Source organism: Aquitalea sp., assembly GCF_030150775.1.
Lineage (GTDB): Bacteria > Pseudomonadota > Gammaproteobacteria > Burkholderiales > Chromobacteriaceae > Aquitalea > Aquitalea denitrificans.
On sequence record NZ_JASLFG010000009.1, the window covers coordinates 1 to 18609 of the forward strand.

The window sequence follows — 18609 nt, forward strand, 5'->3', positions numbered from 1 at the left end:
TTCCCCACTGCTGCCTCCCGTAGGAGTCTGGACCGTGTCTCAGTTCCAGTGTGGCTGGTCGTCCTCTCAGACCAGCTACTGATCGATGCCTTGGTAGGCTTTTACCCTACCAACTAGCTAATCAGATATCGGCCGCTCCAGGAGCACAAGGCCTTGCGGTCCCCTGCTTTCATCCTTAGATCGTATGCGGTATTAGCGTAACTTTCGCTACGTTATCCCCCACTCTTGGGTACGTTCCGATATATTACTCACCCGTTCGCCACTCGTCAGCGGAGCAAGCTCCCTGTTACCGTTCGACTTGCATGTGTAAAGCATGCCGCCAGCGTTCAATCTGAGCCAGGATCAAACTCTTCAGTTCAATCTCATAGCAAATTTTCTGGCACGCAAGATCAAAGAAAATAACAAGTATTTCTTGTCTTGCAGTGCAAGTATTTGGCTTTCGCCAAGCACTCACACCTATCGGTTATTCTGTTTTTTAAAGAGCGGTGCAGGTCGCTGCGTTTCGTTTCCGTCGCTGCGTTGTCTGCTGAGGAGGCGAACTATACCGCCCTGCCCTACCCTCGTCAACACCTTATTTTCAAAAAATGCGTTGTTTTTACAGATTTCACCACAGGCCTTTGATTTAAAACGGAATAAAAACTGAAACAAATTGAATGTCGATGTTGATACCCCTTCATTTGCTAGCCACTACCGGGATTTTCCGGCAGGAAAATCGTGCAGGATGGTCAAATCAGCAAATCATTTCGCTGTTTATACGCATTTTTCATTTTTCTGCCGCCATAAAACAGAACAGCGCCCAATGGGCGCTGTTCTTTGTGGAAGCAGATACGGCCTTACAGTACGTAACGGGCCAGGTCTTCACGCTGGGACAGCATGTCCAGCTTGCCATCTACATAGTGAGCATCGATCTGGCAGCTGCCGGACTTGGCGTCGTAGGAGATTTCTTCCAGCAGTTTCTCCATGACGGTATACAGACGACGCGCGCCGATGTTTTCGGTCTTTTCGTTCACCTGCCAGGCGATCTCGGCCAGGCGACGGATGCCAGATTCCTCAAACACCAGTTCAACACCTTCGGTAGCCAGTAGTGCCTGGTATTGGCGGGTGAGGCAGGCGTCGGTGCTGGTGAGGATTTGCACGAAGTCATCCACCGACAACGAGGAGAGCTCTACCCGGATGGGCAGGCGACCTTGCAGTTCCGGGATGAGATCGGACGGTTTGGACAGCTGGAAGGCACCGGAGGCAATAAACAGGATGTGGTCGGTCTTGACCATGCCGTACTTGGTGGAAACGGTGGTGCCTTCCACCAGCGGCAGCAGGTCGCGCTGCACGCCGGCGCGGGAGACATCGGCCCCCTGCCCTTCCGAGCGGCTGGTGACCTTGTCGATTTCATCGAGGAAGACAATGCCGTTCTGCTCGACGTTCTTCATGGCTTCGGCCTTGAGCTCGTCTTCGTTGACCAGCTTGGCGGCTTCTTCGTCAATCAGCAGTTTGAAGGCTTCGGCTACTTTCAGCTTGCTGGCCTTTTTCTTGCCGGCGTTCATACCCTGGAACATGTTTTGCAGCTGGCTGGAGAAGTCTTCCATGCCGGGCGGGGCAAAGATTTCCATCTTGGACTGCGGGGCAGCCACTTCGATTTCGATTTCCTTGTCGTCCAGCTTGCCTTCGCGCAGCATCTTGCGGAATTTCTGCCGGGTGTGACCGTCTTCCGGCTTGCTTTCTTCAGCCTGTGATTCACCAAAGAAGCCGGGGGCGGTGCGTGCCGGCGGCAGCAGTACGTCGAGGATACGGTCTTCGGCAGCATCTTCGGCACGAACACGATTGCGCTTGATGGCGGCATCGCGGGTTTCCTTGATGGCCACTTCCACCAGGTCGCGGATGATGGTGTCCACGTCGCGACCGACATAGCCGACCTCGGTGAACTTGGTGGCTTCTACTTTAATGAAGGGCGCACCGGACAGACGCGCCAGGCGGCGGGCGATTTCGGTCTTGCCCACGCCGGTGGGTCCGATCATCAGGATGTTCTTGGGGGTGATTTCACTGCGCAGCGGCTCTGCCACCTGCTGGCGGCGCCAGCGGTTGCGCAGGGCAATGGCGACGGCACGCTTGGCGGCATCCTGACCAATAATGTGCTTGTTGAGTTCGTGAACGATTTCTTGCGGGGTCATTTGGGTCATGACTTTACTCCCGGCCGTTGCATGCGGGCTGCAGCGGCCTGTGAATCGGTGGGGATGAAAACAATGCTTATTCGGCAGCCGGCCGGGCTTCTTCTCCCAGCGTTTCGATGAGGTGGTTCTGGTTGGTGTAGATACAGATGTCGCCAGCGATTTCCAGTGACTTCTTCACCACCACGGCAGGATCCAGCTCGGTGTTTTCAAACAGTGCACGCGCGGCTGACTGGGCGAAGGCTCCGCCGGAACCGATGGCGGCAATACCCTGCTCTGGCTCCAGCACATCGCCGTTACCGGTGATGATGAGGGTGGCTTCCTTGTCGGCCACGATCAGCATGGCTTCCAGTCGGCGCAGCATGCGGTCGGTACGCCAGTCCTTGGCCAGCTCCACCGCGGAGCGCACCAGATGGCCCTGGTGTTTTTCCAGCTTGGCCTCGAAGCGTTCGAACAGGGTGAAGGCATCGGCAGTACCGCCGGCAAATCCGGCCAACACCTTGCCTTGGTATAGCCGGCGGATCTTGCGTGCCGTGGACTTGATCACGATATTGCCGAGGGTGACCTGACCGTCGCCGCCCAGCGCCACGCGCTCGCCGCGACGGACGGAGACGATGGTGGTTCCGTCAAACTGCTGCATGTTCTGTTCCAGTCTATTGAATGCGCCTGCGCCATGCAGACGTGCAGTTTGCAATATGCAGGCATTCGGGGGGATTACAAGGCGACCCTTCCCTGCGCATGGTTTGATGTGATACCGGGCAAAGCCTCTTCTTAATAATTGCTAATGATAATTGTTTGCATTATCATTTCGGCATGAACCTCCGACTCCAATCTTCTTCAGCTGCGCTGCCTTCTGCTGCTTTTCTGGGAAGTTGCAGCCTGCATGTGCTGGCTCTGCTGCTGATTGCAGGCTGGCTGGCCAGTACGCCACCGGTCATCCTGCCTCAGTTGGCCAGCCTGCCGACAATGACACTGGCTGCACCCAGTGCACCGGCGGCTCCGGTCGTACAGCCCAGTCAGAACAAACAGCGTGCACCGGCCAAGCCCGCAGTAGCGCGTCCTGCTGCCGTACCTGCAGCGAAACCAGCCGCCAGACCGGCTGCCCGTGCGACGGCTCCGGCAATCAAGCCTGCTGCAGCTGCCGTTGATAACACGGCACCGACAGCAGCGGCACCTGCAGCCCCGGTTGCCGCCGCTCCGGTACCAGCACCGGCAGTGCATGAGCCGCTATACCGTGGCGGATATCTGAATAATCCCAAACCGGCCTACCCGCCGCTGTCACTTGAAATGGAAGAAACCGGCACCGTGCGTCTGCGTGTCCAGGTCAGCGCACAGGGTTTGCCGGTGGCGGTAGAGCTGGAGCACAGCAGCGGCTTTCCCCGTCTGGACCGTGCTGCACTGACCGCAGTACGCGGCTGGAAATTCATTCCGGCCAAGCGTGGTGATGAGTCCATTCCTTATACCTTTATCGTTCCTGTCGAATTTTCCCTGAAGAACCTGCGTAAACCATGAAGCTACTGACTGTCTTCCAACAAGGGGATGTTGTGCTGATCACAACATTCATGATTCTCATTCTTATGTCTGTTGCGACCTGGTCGTTCATCCTGCAGCGCGGGGTACAGACTTATCGCCTGCGTCAGGCTAACCGTCAGGCCGAAACCGCCCTGTGGGATGCACCGGACTGGAATGCAGCCGAACAGGCACTGGTCTCATCCACGGCACCCATGGCCCATATCACCCGCGAAGGACTGGCGGCCTTGCGCCACCATCAGCAGCATGCCGAACGCTCACTGGGCAAGGCCTGCGATTTGAACGAATTTGTCACACGTGCCATCCGCAAGGCACTAGCCCAGGAAAACGCACGCCAGGAAAACGGCATGACCCTGCTGGCCTCGGTAGGCTCGACAGCACCATTCATTGGCCTGTTCGGTACGGTGTGGGGGATTTATCACGCACTGGTGAACATCGGCACGGCTGGCCAGGTGAGCATCGCCACCGTGGCCGGGCCCATCGGTGAGGCGCTGATTGCCACCGCAGCCGGTCTGGCTGCCGCCATTCCCGCGGTACTGGCCTACAACGCCTTTACCCGAACCCAGCGGGTGATGTCGCAGCAGCTGGATCATTTTGCCCATGACCTGCACGCCCAGTTGCTGACCCAGCCGGAGTCTGCCCATGGCGTTCGGTAGTTTTGACAAAGGCCCTGGCGCGCCGATGGCCGAAATCAATACCACGCCGCTGGTGGATGTGATGCTGGTGCTGCTGGTGGTATTCATCATCACCGCCCCGCTGCTGACCAATAGCGTGAAGCTGGATCTGCCCCAGGCAGCCGCCGCCGAACATCAGGACAAGCCGGAGCAGATCCGCCTGTCCATCAATGCCGGTGGCGAGCTGTTCTGGAACGACCAGCCCATCAGCAAGGATGCCCTGGACGCCCGCTTTACCGCTGCAGTCCAGTCCAACCCCAAGGTGGAACTGAACCTGCGCGCCGACAAGAGCGTGCGCTACGAACTGGTGGCCACTACGCTGGCTTCCGCTCAGCAAAGCGGCATCAGCCGCATCGGTTTTCTGACCGAAGCACCCTGACAACAGCCTTCCGCTGTTCTGACAACTGGCCATCACGGGGGTGAGCGGCCAGTTGTTACCACCTCTGCCGTTACCTGCTGCCACACATGCTGCCCACACAGCATGCGAGGACGGCTGCGCCGCGTTCTGGCGGGGCAAAGGCAGTGATCTACCGTGATTGACACACAATAAAAGAGGATTAAATGAAACAAAGCTTGCAGCAATCGCCTCACCTGGCGCAGCGCAAACTACCCGCCCGCATGGCAGTCGGCATGCTGGCTGTGGCCTTGAGCCCCAGCCTGGCGCTGGCGGCAGAAACCGGCCAGACGCTGGAAACGGTCACCGTAGAGGGCGAAGCCCCGGTGCGTGACACCTATAAGACCGAAACCACCAATATCGGCAAAACCAAGCAGCAGCTGCGTGATATTCCGCAATCCATCACCGTGGTCAACCAGCAGCTGATGCAAGATCAGGGCGTGGCCACGCTGAAAGACGCACTGCGCAATGTGCCCGGCATCACCTTTGCGGCAGGCGAAGGCGGCCGGACCGGTGACCAGGTGGTGATTCGCGGCTTTTCCGCCGCCACCGATACCTATCGCGACGGCATGCGTGATATCGGCCAGTACAACCGCGATGCCTTCAATGATGACAAGGTGGAAGTGCTGAAGGGTGCCAGCTCCATGCTGTTTGGCCGTGGCTCTACCGGCGGGGTGGTCAACCAGGTCAGCAAATCGCCCTATCTGGGCAGCAAGCTGGAAGGCGACCTCACCATCGGTACCAATGACTACCAGCGCGTCACCGCCGACATCAACCAGATGACCGGCGATCACTCCGCGGTACGCCTTAACCTGATGGATACCCACGACGGCAGCGACCGTGGTTCGGCCAAGAACGAACGCTGGGGCTTTGCCCCGTCGGTGGCCTTCGGCCTGGGCGAACCCACCACGGTGGTGCTGTCCTATATGCACCAGGAAGAAAATAACGTACCGGACTACGGCGTACCGTACAACTCGGTTACGCACCAGCCGCTGAGTGTGGATCGCAGCAAGTTCTACGGTTTTGACAGCGACTACGAAAAAACCACCGCCGATATCGTCACCGCCAAGATCACCCACGATTTTGGCAATGGCACCGAGCTGAGCAACCAGCTGCGCTATAACCGCTTCTGGCGCGATGTCAGCCCCACGGCCCCGCGCCTGGCCAGCAGCGACACCAGCGCCACCGGCCTGATCCGCCGTAGCAAGCCTATGCGTGACGGCGTGGACCAGTCGGTTAACAACCAGACCGACCTGACCACGCGCTTCTCTACCGGCGACATCCGGCATACTCTGCTGACCGGGCTGGAGTTGACTTACGAGCTGTCCGATACCAGCCGCTACACCCTGCTCAACACCCTGCCCACCACCACCATTGGCAACCCGGTGTCGTCCACGGCCATCAATACGGCACGCTACCGCAGCAGCAATACCAAGTTCCAAGCCAGCGACATTGCGCTCTACACCATGGATACCATCGAGCTGAACCGCCAGTGGAAAGCCGTGCTGGGCACCCGCTTTGACCGCTTCGAAGGTGACTACAATGTGCGTGGTTTCAATTCCGATGGCAGCGTGAACAGCAGCAACACTTACGACCTGTCGCGCACGGATAATGTGTGGAGCTGGCGCAGCGGCCTGATCTGGCAACCGGACATGGCCCAGTCCTATTACTTCAGCTACGGCACCTCGTTCAACCCGTCTGGTGAAACCTATGCGCTGGACAAGGCTACCGCCAAGGTAGACCCGGAGAAAAACCGCAATATCGAACTGGGTGCCAAATGGGACTTGCTGGATGGCGATGCCAGCCTGCGGGCCGCGCTGTTCCGCATCGAGAAAACCAATGAGCGCAATACCGACCCGGATGACACCTCGGTAGTTACCCTCTCCGGCAAGCGTCATACCAACGGTATCGAGGTGGAAGGTAATGGCCGCCTGACCGAACGCTGGGAAATCTTTGCCGGCGTTACCTTTATGGATTCGAAGATAGACAAGGCCGCACCGGGCCAGAACAGCACCACCGGCAAGATGCCGCGTTACACCCCACGCGCCACTGCCAATATCTGGACCACGTACAAATTTACCGACGAAATTACCGGTGGAATTGGTGCCACCTATGTCGGCAAGCGCTATGCCAACGAGACCAACACGCTTTATCTGCCGTCCTACACGGTGGGCAATGCCATGCTCAGCTACGAAACCAAGCATTATCGTTTCCAGTTGAACCTGAACAACCTGACCAACAAAACCTATTACGACGGTGCCTATACCGGCCACGCCACCGTGGGAACCCCGCGCGAAGCCCAACTGACCATCGGCCTGAAGTATTGATGAATAAATATGGATAAATAAGCCAACCTGTCGGCATGAATACATGAAACATGCCGACAGGATTTGTGCTTCATGCCTGCACATCAGCCACCGGCAGTAGTGCAGGGTTTTAACACCCAAACACAAAGCGAACACGGCATGCTGTTACATATCCCCGACGTCCTGACTCCCGAAGAACTTGCCCATGGTCGCATGCTGCTAAGCCAGGCGGACTGGGCCGATGGCCGCATTACCGCCGGCAGCCAGTCCGCGCAGGTCAAACGCAATCTGCAATTGCCACAACATCTGGACATTGCCCGCGAGCTGCAAGCCATGGTGGAAGCCGCGCTCAAACGCAATACGCTGTTTTTCTCCGCGGCACTGCCCAAAACCGTTTTCCCACCCCTGTTCAACTGCTACCAGGGCGGCATGGACTTTGGCAATCACGTGGACAATGCCGTGCGCAGCCACCCCTTTGACCAAAGCTGGGTACGCACCGATGTATCCTGCACCCTGTTTTTCAGCCAGCCGGACGAATACGATGGTGGCGAACTGATTGTGGAAGACACCTATGGCCTGCACAGTGTGAAACTGCCGGCCGGCGATATGGTGCTCTACCCCTCCACTAGCCTGCACCGGGTTGAGCCAGTTAGCCGCGGTGCCCGTATCGCCTCGTTCTTCTGGACACAAAGCATGATCCGCGACGATGCCAAACGCAGCCTGCTGTTTGATATGGACATGGCCATTTCCCAACTGCGCCAGCAGCTTGGCGATACCGCCGAACTGGTGACCCTGACCGCCAATTATCACAACCTATTGCGGATGTGGGCGGATTTATAGCTGGTATCAGCGGCTTTCTGACGGAAAGATCAAAAAAGCTGATCGCTGTCATGAAATATTTCGACGCAAATAAGTAAAGTTCTCGGTAGAACTACTGAATTGACATATCCTCAACGGATATTCTTGCGGAAGCCCACCATGACGAGCCAGATCAGACCACAAAACAGTCGGGAAGTGCAGCTGGAAGACGATGAACTGATTGTCACCAAGACCGACAGCACTGGGCATATCACCTATGCCAATCGTGTATTCATGCAGCTGGCTGAATATCCGGAAAGCGAGCTGCTAGGCAAGCCCCACAACCTGATTCGCCATCCGGACATGCCACGCGGGGTATACCGCCTGATGTGGAAAACCCTGCAGGCCGGGCGCGAATTCTTTGGTGTGGTCAAAAACTATACGGCCAGCGGCAATTACTACTGGGTACTGGCCAACGTCACACCGGATTACGATAGCAAAAACAAGCTGGAAGGTTATTTCTCGGTACGTCGCCCGCCTGGCCGCCGGGCAGTGGATACGGTGATTCCCATTTATGCCCGCATGTGCCAGCTGGAAAGTACCCACAACAAGGCGACGGCACCGGATGCCTCGATGGAATGGTTGCTGGCCGAACTGGCCAAGCAGGGCCACAGCTACGAAAGCTTTGTACTCTCCCTGCTCGATCCCCACCTTACCACCGGGAAATCCACATAATGGCCCGCCGCTCACACTCTCCCTTTCTGCGCACCCGACTTGGCTTCTGGTTGATTGGCTTCAACATACTCACCATCTGTACCGTACTGGCCTCACTATTACTCCCCGACAGCTGGCGACTGGCCGTCGAGGTATTTCTGGTGGTACTTTCGCTCGCCTTATCCACGCTGATCTGGCTGGGCAGCAGCCGTATCTTTACCGTGCTCAATACCCTGCACGAGCAGCTGGGCTATGCCTGTGAGGGCGAACTGCACCACCGCGCATCCCGCACGCGCGATATGGGTGAAGTTGGCCTGGTCGCCTGGGAGCTGAATGATTTTCTTGATCTGGTTGAAACCTATTTCAAGGAAATCAACACCAGCTTCCGTCGCGTCAGCCAAAACGACTACACACGCCGCCCACTCAGCCAGGGCCTGCCGGGCATGTTTGCCGAATCGCTACGCAATGTGGACAGTGCCATCCAGGCCATGGCCGACAATGACGGCTATATCCGCAAAAACCGTCTTTCCTCCCAGCTGGCCGCACTGAACAACCCGCATCTGCGTGAAAACCTGGCCAGCAACCAGACTGACCTTACCGTCATCAGCACTGCAATGGATCAGGTTTCCAGCATCACCCGAGATACCGCCAGTGCCTCGCGCGAAAGCCTGGATAGCGCAGTATTGCTGTCCGGCCATATGGACACCATTGCTGGCAGCGTTGTCAGCATGAACGAAGCCAGCAGCTCTCTGGCGCAGGAATGGACAGGGATCGAATCATCGCTGGCCGCCATTTCCGCCATTGCCGACCAGACCAATCTGCTGGCATTGAATGCCGCCATCGAAGCAGCACGCGCCGGTGAAATGGGCCGTGGTTTTGCCGTGGTAGCCGATGAAGTACGCAAGCTGGCCGAGCGCAGCAAGGACACCGCCCACCGCGTGCAATCCGTGCTGGGCAGTCTGTCCAGCCGTATCAGCGACATGCACGCCCGGGCAGGTGAAGCCGGCTCTGTTGCGGCAGAAGTCAAGTCATCGGTTGAATCATTCCGCAACCGCTTTGCCACACTGGCCGAGCAGTCTGACACCGTACTGGGCCAAGTACAGCGCGTGCGCGACATGTCGCAGGTTTCGCTGCAAAAAGTGGGGCATGTCATGCATAAACAGATGGCCTACCACGCTATCGAGGAAGGTGCTGCCATCGCCCATGGCAGCCATCTGGCGACATGGCGACAAAGCGAAGGGCACAACAGTTTTGGCAATACCCGTGCCTTGAGCCAGCTGGCGACACCCGACCAGAAGGTGGACAGCAGCATTGAAAGCGCCATTTCAACAGCGGCCAGCAAAGAACATCTCGACGAAGAAGCCATCATCCGTCATATGCGCACCATGGAGCAGGACAGTGCGGAAGTGCTGCAACTGCTGGACCGGATGGTTGAAGAGAAACATGCACCATCAGCGACAAGGACCGCACCGCGCTAAACGCCATTACTCCCTGGCCCACCGGTTTTCTGAGCGGGTCAAACACAGATAAAACAGCTGCTGGCCATGGCCAGCAGCTGTTTTCATTTACGCCCAGGCAGCAACCCGTGCTACCCGCCTCAGCGGCGGCTGGCCTCAAACAGGAACCAGCAACGACGCTCGGTTTCATCTATCCAGTTCTCAATCTGGCTGGCACCTGCAATATCACGATGTTCTTCGCAAACACCATGCGCCTCGCGCAAGCGGGCAGCCAGCGTCGCATTATCCTCCCGCAACTCAGCCAGCATGTCCTGTGGGGTGACATAGCTGGCATCGTTATCCTTGATACGCTGCTGCCGTGCAATATGGCCGATAGAACGCAGAGTGGAACCACCAACCTTGCGAATGCGCTCTGCCAGCGGATCAGTCATTGCATACAGCTGATCACCCTGCTCATCCAGCAGCAGGTGATAGTCCCTGAAGTGTGGCCCACTGACATGCCAATGAAAGTTCTTGGTTTTCAGGTACAAGGCAAATACATCTGCCAGCAAGCCATTCAGCGCAGCGCTGATATCACGGGTAGCGGCAGCGCTTAAACCACTAGGGGTATGCAGCGCGGCATCGGGGCGGGCATGCAGGGAGATGGAATCACTTGATTGTGTCATGGCTGGATTCTTTCTGTGAATGGCAAACGTGCAGCCTGCGTGCATGGATGCCTCGACAGGTGGCTGCTTCAGAAAGCTATGGCTAGCAGCAGGTCAGAACAATGAGGAATTTCAATGAAACTTCATTGAATTTTCCGAAGCGTACTCATTCACTCCCGCAGCGCATGCTGTGCATATACCCGGCCCCTGCTACAGGCCGCGCGCCAGGAGTGATAGCAAATCCGTGGGCAGACACACCTTAGCCAGTCGCAACATATTTTTACGTATATAAAACATGTATTTCATTACAAAAATTACAAATTTGTAGATGATCAATTTTTCATCAGCACTCTTCACATAAAACCCATCTTTCAAAATACGGCAAGATTTACCTCATACCCGGCTACCGATACCCGCTCTGACCAAAGAGTGCAGACCAAGAACATCACTGGCGTGACACGCCATTCACAAGTTGCAATACCCCACACACCAGCAAGCACCAAACAGGCAGATTGCAGGGAAATAGCAGCCAACCGACGCCCCTCCGCCATCAAGCCCATGCCGTACGGTCATTCACACATCGCCATACGCAGTCATGCGTTTTGATCGGGCAAGCACCGGCCCATGTACAGAGACAGACTGGACCACGCGCATGACCACCAGCCACAGCTCTAGCAGGAGGGTGTGGGGGCGCGGGTAACACAGGTCACGCTCAGGCAAGAGCTGCCTAACAGCGTAAGCAAGATGATCCGAAACGGGATGCGCATGCTTGAGCGAGGAGCCGTGACAAAACCACATGCCGAGGCCATCGGCTTATATGGATAGCCTGGATAAAAAACGCAGCACGAGCACGGGAGGCACATAACCGATGTGCATTGCACAGCCATGCTGTCGTCACATGTCCTTACTTTGATTCTGCCAACCGGAAGGAAAGCACACAGGGAAGCTGTGGCAGGGGGAGAAGCAGGTGAAGCACCGCCTTAAAAACGCAGGCGTGCGTTTTGCTATTTATTACATCTCACTAGGTAATTGCCACAATGCGCCCCATGGCAAATGCATGTAAAACTGGAACATGGAATAAGAGTGTGCCAGCTGGATACCAGCACAAAAACGGGACAGGCAAGGACAATGAAACATCTTTTTGGAGCATTGCTGGGCGGCGTTACTGCGGCGGCCTTTGCCCACCGCATGCTGAGCGGCGCCAGCCGGCTGGTAATTGATGTCGGCTCAAGTGAAGAGTTCAGTGCCGAGCACATTCCAGGTGCGCGTTCTCTGCCACTGGAGCAACTGGAACAACAGGCGGCCAGCACCATTCCAGACCCGGCAACACCACTGACCCTGTACTGCCGCACCGGTGAACGAGCAAAGCTGGCGGCAGCCCAGCTACGTAGTCTGGGCTACACTCACATCGAAAGTGTCAGCGGCATGCGTGAAGCCATGCAGAAACTGCACCAGCTGCTTTAGCCACCAGGCTGCACGGCTTTATTCTGCTAGGGCAAAACCGAAACTGGCCAACTCCCCGGCCTCCAGATAGCGCCACTGGCCCTCATCCAGATCGCCCAACTGCACCGCGCCGACCGACAGACGATGCAGATCCATCACCCGGTTGCCCGCTGCTGCCACCATGCGTTTCACCTGGTGATATTTGCCTTGGGTAATAGTCATGCGAATGGTAATTTCGTCCACCACCTCTACCTGATCAGCAGCGATTTTCTCGTTGTCATCCTTAAGAAATACCCCGGCCAGCAAGTGCCGTACCAGATCATCCACCACCGGGTGTTTGAGGGTGACTTCATAGCACTTGGGCACATGGCGCTTGGGTGAGCTCAGCGCATGCACGAACTGGCCGTCGTTGGTCAGCAGCAGAAGCCCGGTAGTGTCGACATCCAGCCTCCCTACAGCCGAAATGTCCAGATTGCCAAACTGCCAGGGCAGCAAGGTATACACACTGGGGTGGTGCATGGGTTTGTGTGAGGTTTCGTAGCCGTCGGGCTTGTGCAGCATCACGTAGATGGCAGCTGTATGCAGCGTCCAAGGCTCGCCATCGACCACCAGCTCGTCGATATCTTCCGCAGCCCATTCCTGGCGGTAATCTTCGGCCACGCCACCGTTGATTTCCACCAGCCCGTATTCCACCAGCTTGCGGCATTCCTTGCGGCTGCCGAAGCCTTGCTGTTGCAATAGTCTGTAGAGTTCCATGGCGAAATGTTAGCACGCCACCCGATATGCGGTATGGCAACCACCGGCAGATGACCCCGCCGGCGTGCTTGCCTATGATGAAACCACCGCCACGCCACCCGCCTGCAGGAATCGCCCTGATGACTTATCCCCGCCTGGCCCTGCGCGGCCTTGCCACCATCCGCCACGAGCGCTTTCGCCTGATGCGCGCCGTGAGCACCAGCACGCTGCTGTTTACACCCGCGGTGCTGATTGCCATCAGTAATCAGCCTGCCAGCTGGATTTTCCCGTTTACGCTGAGCGCAGCCTATTCAATGATGATCGTACTGCTGGCCAGACGGCTGAGCCTGCCCTCACTGGCCGGGCTACCTGCCATGCAGTGGCTGGGCCATGCCTATGCCGGACAAAGCTGGATGATGCTGCCGGTGCTGGCCGGCATGCTGCTGTTGATGGCGGTGGCAGCCCGGCGTGGCTTGCACAAGGGCATGCAGTTCTGGGTGTTCTGCCTGCTGCTGAGCAATATGATGCCATCGCAGGGCATTCCAGCCGGCCTGCACGCTCTGCTGGCCCTTGCCGGTGCGCTGTACGGACTGATGCTGGGCCACTGGGGTCTGCGTGGCTGGCAACGCGTATTGCCTGGAGCGTCTCTGGCAGACACCCGGCGCTATGCCTGGCATCTGGTGCTATGGGGATGTCTGGCCTGGCTGGCCTCTGCCCGCATGCATCTGCCACATACCTGGTGGCTGCCGGTCTTGGTAGTCGGCATCATCGACCCATCCCCGCAGCGCATGATCTGGTTGGTAAAAGAAAGAGTCTATGGCACGCTGGCGGGCGGGGTGATGGCAGCTGCGCTGGCCTGGTGGCAGCCGGCACCGGCCATTCACATGCTGATTCTGTGCCTGTCTCTTGCCACCGCCCTGATGCTGATGCAGCGCAGCTTCCGCTGGTTCATCGCAGGGCTCACCCTGCTGGTCTTGTCAGCCATGCCGGTAACGCAGGTACAACATGGCGTGGTGGAGCGAGTGGCCGATACCCTGCTGGTTGGAGTGTTGCTGGGCAGCTTGGCCTGGTGGCTGGAAATGGGCGTCAAGCAATTGCACGCCCTGGCTCAGGACAAGGCAGGCTGACCGGAATGCGCCAGACAGACCCGGTCACGCCCCTGGGCCTTGGCCTGATACAAGGCCGCGTCGGCAGCATGGATCAGGCTTTCCGGATCTTCACCATGCAGCGGGCAAACCGACAGGCCAACTGACAAGGTGATGTGCAGACAATGTTCTGCCGCCTGGATGGGCAGCTGGCGTACTGCCTCGCAAAGCTGCCAGGCTTTATCACTGGCGGCTTCCAGTGCAATGCCCGGCATCAGGATGCAGAACTCTTCGCCACCGTAACGACATACCACATCACCACTGCGGAAGCGGTCGCGCAGGAAGGCACCCAATGCCGCCAATACGGCATCGCCGCACTGGTGCCCGTAATTATCATTGATGCGCTTGAAATGGTCGGCATCCAGCATCATGACAGCCACTGTTCCGTTCAATGCCAGCATGTGCGCCAGCAAGCGCGGCAGGATTTCATCCAGATAGCGGCGGTTGAACAGGCCGGTTAAGGGATCGCGCCTTACCTGCTCGCGCAGGCCGACATGCAGGGATTCGATTTCCGCCACATGCTGGCGCAAGGCGTCGTTGGCCTCGTGCAGGCTGCGCTCCAGCCGTTTGCGTTCGCTAATGTCGTTGATGCCGCTGATCACATACAGGGCCTGGTCGCTGTGTACCACCGAACAGGACACCAACGCCCAGAACTGCCGGCCCTCGGCATCATGCAACTTGACCTCGTGGTCACGCACCGCCCCATGCACGTGCAGCAGGGTGGAAACCTGTTTGCGTGTCTCCTGGTCGACATAAAAATCCTGCACCCGGTGTTGCAGCTCGTCCAGCCGGCACTTGAACAGGCTTTCGGCCTGCGCGTTGGCATAAATCAGCCCGCCGCCATCCAGATTGTTCATCACCATGGGAAAGGGCGAAGCATCGGCCATCAGCTTTAGCCTGGCCTCGCTTTGTGCTAGTTGCCGGGTACGCTCCACCACCTTGGCTTCCAGCGTCTGGTTGGCACGACGCAGCCAGTCCTCGGCAAAGCGGCGCTCTGCCACCAAAGCACCAAACACCAGCAAGGCCAGCGACTGCACCAGCAACAACATGCCGGCCGCGGCAATGCCACTCATTCCCGCATCCTGATAGGCAAGGCCGTTATGCAACAGCACGCCGACAAAGGCCAGCAACACAATCGTGCCATGCAAGCAGTAAGCCAGCGCCAGCCGGCACCGGAATGCCACCCACATCAGGGCAATGAAAAACAATGGCCACAACGCTGCCGCGACCCCGTGACGGAAGTCGGCAACGATGAACTCCACCACGGCCAGGCACAGGCTAGTCCAGGTCAGCAATGCACTTTCCAGCCAGCGCGCGGGATTGCTGGCCGAGCGGACTGGCGCATCCAGCAGCAGGAACAATATGGGTGGCGTCAGCACCAGAATGCCATTTACCTCGCCCAGCCAACGCGAAAACAGGGCATTCCAGCGCGAGGCACCCGCAGGCAGCACGCTGTAGTCCAGCACCAGATGCGCAAGCAGAACCGAGAGCAGGGTATTGACCAGCACACCGCACCACAGAAATAGCAGCACGCGCGACAGGCGGTAGAACGGCGGGGTGTGTTGCAGGCGAGATCGCAGAAAACCGGCGGCCAGCAGCGGAGACAGGCTCTGCACCACAGCCAGTGCCAGCCCATGGGCGACGTCATGCTGCAGCAGCAAGGCATTTGCCAGGAAAAATCCCAGCAGCAGGCCGGGCCAGCAGCGCCAGCCCTGTGTCACACCTAGCGCCAACGCCAGACCAGCGGGCAGCCACAAGGGCAGCGCCAGTGCGCCAAACTCTACCGAGTGCGGCAACTGCAGGGTCAACAACACCAGCAGCCACAACAACAGCGCAAACAGTAAGGTCTGCGCCAAGCGCCCCAACCAAGGCTTCACCGATTTGCCAGATAAGAACACGGCCACTCCCCATGAAACCGAGACAGAGCAACCGGAAGGCGTCATTTGTGTCGCGGCATGGGCAGCAAGAATAGCCAAGACAACGGGATAAATCCACGGAATCGTTCAGCGCACTGCCTGGCTGTGGTACTGATCGAACAGATCAGTACCACAGCCCGCGGCAAAGCAGCTTCATGCGGCCCACATCCCAAGACCGGAAAGTGGCTGGTGACGCATCGCCACCGCAAGCAGAAGCGCTACGTACCGCACCTTACTGCAGGCCCGGCCTCAATGCCGTCCATAACGAGCCGTGAAGCTGGCCTGTCCCAGACTATTGGCATGCAACATGAATCCAACCAGTGCCGGCATTGCATCCGCCGGCAGATCAAGCTTTTCCACCTTGAGCGCATGCACGGTAAAAACATAGCGATGCGGCTTGTCGCCTTGCGGCGGGCACGCACCACCAAAGCCTGCCTGGCCATAATCAGTGCGGCTCTGTACCGCACCGGCAGGCAGCAGATGGCCATCGGCACTGCCCGCTCCGGCCGGCAATCCTCTGCTTGCTACCGGCAAATTGAACACTACCCAGTGCCACCAACCACTGCCCGTGGGTGCATCCGGGTCATAGACGGTGACCGCCAGGCTGCGGGTTCCCGCAGGAATATCCCGCCAGCGCAATGCTGGCGAGGTATTGCCACCACTGCAGCCAAAACCCTGGTATTCCTGCAACCGCGACAGATTTCCCCCGGCCTTGATATCCGGGCTGTCCAGCTCAAAAGCCTGTGCAGCACTGCACAAGGCCACCAGCACAAGGCCGGTCCACACATAATCGCGCATGATTTTCCTCCGCTAAACCATTGCTCCGTGCAGGAATTCATCTCCTGCTGCCGAAACCCATTCTAGGCAAGCGCAGTCATCCCGGCGCGCCTGCTGCGCGCAGTTTGTCGCCCATGCCGCTCACACTGCCACGAGTGGCACGCAAGGCACTGGGCGTCAGGCCAAAACGCCGGCGAAATGCGGCGGCAAAACGGGAGGGAGACTGATATCCCGCGGCCAGTGCTACTTCCAGCATGGATTGATGCCCCGTCATGACCAGCGCCAGTGCATGCGCCAAGCGGATTTCCGTCAGCAAACCGCTGAACGTGACCGACTCCGCCGCCAGCCGGCGACGCAATGTGGCCTCGCTCATGGCCAGCCGTTGCGCCACGCTGGCCGGCGTCCAGCGATGTGCCGGATCAAAACTGAACAAGGATTGCAATTGTTGACGGGTATCATGCGCTGGCAATACCAGTATGCTGCGGCCCTGGCCTTGCTGCAGCAGGGCCAGCATCAGCCCCTGCCAGGCATGTTCTGCCAATGCCATGTCTACCGGGCCATCGCAGCCTTCCTGTACTGCCAGCAAGTGCTGCATAGCTTGCTGGCTGGCGCTGCCCGGCTGTAGCACCGGCAGGCCTGGCGCTGCCTCATGCAGCAGATGACCATACAGGCTGTGAAAACGCTGCAGCCAGCTGGCATCTTGCGCCAGCGCCAGTGCCAGGTACTGTCCGGTATGGGCATCCGGTTGATTGGTCAGCGTCAGCTCTTGGCCGGCCGGCAGCAGCAACCACTGCCCGGCAGGGCAAACCAGCTCGCCGGCTGTGGTATGGATGATCTTGCTGCCTTCGATAACGGCAACCAGCAAGGCTTGCACCACCGGCATGCGGGTAATGCGCTGCTGCGATCGGGAATGGTAGATGACCAGCGGTCTGGCCGGATATGCAGTTGACGACATGGCTGCATTGCAACGTGTATCCGCCACCATGGCAAGTCAGCTGCTGATTTCTATGCGGTTGCGACCCCGCTCCTTGGCCGTATACAAGGCCTGGTCGGCACGCTGCAGGATACTGTCCAGCCGGGAATCGGCGGTGCCAAGCATGCTCAGGCCGATGCTGACCGTTACCCACGCCCCGGCGGGGAGATTGGTCTGGCGGCACTCGCTATGCAACAGCGTCTGTATGCGTCGCACCACCAGCAAGGCATCTTGCTGTGCCGTATCCGGCAGCAAGATGCCAAACTCCTCGCCACCCAGCCGGCCGGCAACATCGCTGTCGCGTATTCCCTTCTCCAGCACCTTCCCGACAAGCTGCAGCAACTGGTCTCCCGTCTGGTGACCATAGCAGTCATTGACCAGCTTGAAATGGTCCAGATCCAGCATCACCACGCACAGGGACGTGCCATGTCGTCGGGCCAGATTCAGGAATTTGTTGCCGACATCAACAAACATGCGCCGGTTGAACAGGCCGGTGAGTTCATCCGTAACCGCCAGCAGATACAGCGCCTCATGCAGGCTATGCCACTGGGTCACATCCCGCTCGATGGCGACAAAGTGGCTGGCGCTGCCGGCATCATCCAGCAAGGGCATGATGCTTAACTCAACCCAGTAGGCGCGCCCTGACTTGTGATAATTGAGCAGCTGCAAACGGATGGGTCTGGCCTCTTCCATTGCGATACGAATAGTCTGCAGCACGCTCCGGTCGGTTTGCGGGCCTTGCAGAAAACGTGGGCTTCGACCCAGGATTTCCGCCCTGTCATAGCCACACAGCCGGCAGAAGGCATGGTTGACGTAGACAATCCTTGGTCCGGGCTCAGTATGCGGCAGCACTTCAGTTACCACGATGGCATCGTTGGCATGTTCTACGATATGGCGGAAATCCCGCTGTTTGAGCACCATCTGCTCGCTCCTGATCATGA

The 18609-nt window shown here is 58.2% G+C and carries 17 protein-coding genes and 1 rRNA gene; 9 read left to right on the forward strand and 9 right to left on the reverse strand.

The annotated features are described in order from the left end of the window. The 3 genes from QVF59_RS03440 to hslV form a co-directional block, all read right to left on the reverse strand. A 16S ribosomal RNA gene (locus QVF59_RS03440) occupies nucleotides 1–358 on the reverse strand; the annotation flags it as partial. Nucleotides 359–833: 475 nt separating this feature from the next. After that, the gene (gene hslU, locus QVF59_RS03445) at nucleotides 834–2174 is read right to left on the reverse strand and encodes an ATP-dependent protease ATPase subunit HslU (RefSeq protein WP_287877398.1); all 1341 of its coding nucleotides are present in this window, start codon (nucleotides 2172–2174) and stop codon (nucleotides 834–836) included. Nucleotides 2175–2241: 67 nt separating this feature from the next. After that, nucleotides 2242–2802, reverse strand: coding sequence for an ATP-dependent protease subunit HslV (gene hslV, locus QVF59_RS03450; protein ID WP_159880674.1), 561 nt, complete (start codon nucleotides 2800–2802; stop codon nucleotides 2242–2244). A 173-nt stretch (nucleotides 2803–2975) separates the two neighbouring features. On the opposite strand from hslV, the gene QVF59_RS03455 reads away from it, so the two are divergent. The 7 genes from QVF59_RS03455 to QVF59_RS03485 all read left to right on the forward strand — a co-directional run bounded on the left by QVF59_RS03455 (nucleotide 2976) and on the right by QVF59_RS03485 (nucleotide 10056). Beyond that, complete coding sequence (locus QVF59_RS03455; protein ID WP_287877400.1) at nucleotides 2976–3674, forward strand: energy transducer TonB; 699 nt, start codon at nucleotides 2976–2978, stop codon at nucleotides 3672–3674. Nucleotides 3675–3739: 65 nt separating this feature from the next. Further along, nucleotides 3740–4348 carry a MotA/TolQ/ExbB proton channel family protein gene (locus QVF59_RS03460; RefSeq protein ID WP_240902555.1) on the forward strand — a complete coding sequence of 203 codons (609 nt, stop codon included), beginning with the start codon at nucleotides 3740–3742 and terminating at the stop codon, nucleotides 4346–4348. Further along, nucleotides 4335–4745 carry an ExbD/TolR family protein gene (locus QVF59_RS03465; protein WP_287877403.1) on the forward strand — a complete coding sequence of 137 codons (411 nt, stop codon included), beginning with the start codon at nucleotides 4335–4337 and terminating at the stop codon, nucleotides 4743–4745. The genes QVF59_RS03460 and QVF59_RS03465 overlap by 14 nt, the downstream gene beginning before the upstream one ends. 182 nt (nucleotides 4746–4927) lie before the next feature. After that, complete coding sequence (locus QVF59_RS03470; RefSeq protein WP_287877405.1) at nucleotides 4928–7087, forward strand: TonB-dependent receptor; 2160 nt, start codon at nucleotides 4928–4930, stop codon at nucleotides 7085–7087. 138 nt (nucleotides 7088–7225) lie between these two features. After that, nucleotides 7226–7906: a Fe2+-dependent dioxygenase gene (locus QVF59_RS03475; protein ID WP_159880669.1), complete on the forward strand. Its 681-nt coding sequence runs from the start codon at nucleotides 7226–7228 to the stop codon at nucleotides 7904–7906. A 138-nt stretch (nucleotides 7907–8044) separates the two neighbouring features. Next, the gene (locus QVF59_RS03480; RefSeq protein ID WP_287877406.1) at nucleotides 8045–8599 is read left to right on the forward strand and encodes a PAS domain-containing protein; all 555 of its coding nucleotides are present in this window, start codon (nucleotides 8045–8047) and stop codon (nucleotides 8597–8599) included. After that, nucleotides 8599–10056, forward strand: coding sequence for a methyl-accepting chemotaxis protein (locus QVF59_RS03485; protein WP_287877408.1), 1458 nt, complete (start codon nucleotides 8599–8601; stop codon nucleotides 10054–10056). The genes QVF59_RS03480 and QVF59_RS03485 overlap by 1 nt, the downstream gene beginning before the upstream one ends. 119 nt (nucleotides 10057–10175) lie before the next feature. On the opposite strand, the gene QVF59_RS03490 is transcribed toward QVF59_RS03485, so the two are convergent. Beyond that, the gene (locus QVF59_RS03490; protein WP_159880666.1) at nucleotides 10176–10700 is read right to left on the reverse strand and encodes a Dps family protein; all 525 of its coding nucleotides are present in this window, start codon (nucleotides 10698–10700) and stop codon (nucleotides 10176–10178) included. A 1107-nt stretch (nucleotides 10701–11807) separates the two neighbouring features. Between QVF59_RS03490 and QVF59_RS03495 the strand changes: the two genes are divergently transcribed. Further along, nucleotides 11808–12143 carry a rhodanese-like domain-containing protein gene (locus QVF59_RS03495; RefSeq protein WP_159880665.1) on the forward strand — a complete coding sequence of 112 codons (336 nt, stop codon included), beginning with the start codon at nucleotides 11808–11810 and terminating at the stop codon, nucleotides 12141–12143. An 18-nt stretch (nucleotides 12144–12161) separates the two neighbouring features. Here the strand turns inward: QVF59_RS03495 and QVF59_RS03500 are convergent, their stop codons facing one another. After that, the gene (locus QVF59_RS03500; RefSeq protein ID WP_159880664.1) at nucleotides 12162–12878 is read right to left on the reverse strand and encodes a pseudouridine synthase; all 717 of its coding nucleotides are present in this window, start codon (nucleotides 12876–12878) and stop codon (nucleotides 12162–12164) included. A 119-nt stretch (nucleotides 12879–12997) separates the two neighbouring features. Here QVF59_RS03500 and QVF59_RS03505 point away from each other — a divergent pair, with 119 nt between their 5' ends. Next, nucleotides 12998–13984 carry an FUSC family protein gene (locus tag QVF59_RS03505; RefSeq protein WP_159880663.1) on the forward strand — a complete coding sequence of 329 codons (987 nt, stop codon included), beginning with the start codon at nucleotides 12998–13000 and terminating at the stop codon, nucleotides 13982–13984. Here QVF59_RS03505 and QVF59_RS03510 read toward each other — a convergent pair. From QVF59_RS03510 to QVF59_RS03525, 4 genes are all read right to left on the reverse strand, one after another. Further along, nucleotides 13966–15858 (reverse strand): sensor domain-containing diguanylate cyclase, encoded by a 1893-nt coding sequence (locus QVF59_RS03510; protein ID WP_159880662.1) that lies wholly within the window; start codon nucleotides 15856–15858, stop codon nucleotides 13966–13968. The genes QVF59_RS03505 and QVF59_RS03510 overlap by 19 nt on opposite strands. Nucleotides 15859–16167: 309 nt before the next feature. Beyond that, nucleotides 16168–16716 carry a YbhB/YbcL family Raf kinase inhibitor-like protein gene (locus QVF59_RS03515; RefSeq protein ID WP_159880661.1) on the reverse strand — a complete coding sequence of 183 codons (549 nt, stop codon included), beginning with the start codon at nucleotides 16714–16716 and terminating at the stop codon, nucleotides 16168–16170. Nucleotides 16717–16792: 76 nt separating this feature from the next. Then, on the reverse strand, nucleotides 16793–17650 hold the full coding sequence (locus QVF59_RS03520; protein WP_287877409.1) for an AraC family transcriptional regulator: 858 nt from the start codon (nucleotides 17648–17650) through the stop codon (nucleotides 16793–16795). Nucleotides 17651–17686: 36 nt separating this feature from the next. Then, nucleotides 17687–18589, reverse strand: a complete 903-nt coding sequence (locus QVF59_RS03525; protein WP_287877411.1) for a sensor domain-containing diguanylate cyclase — start codon at nucleotides 18587–18589, stop codon at nucleotides 17687–17689. Nucleotides 18590–18609 lie beyond the last annotated feature (20 nt).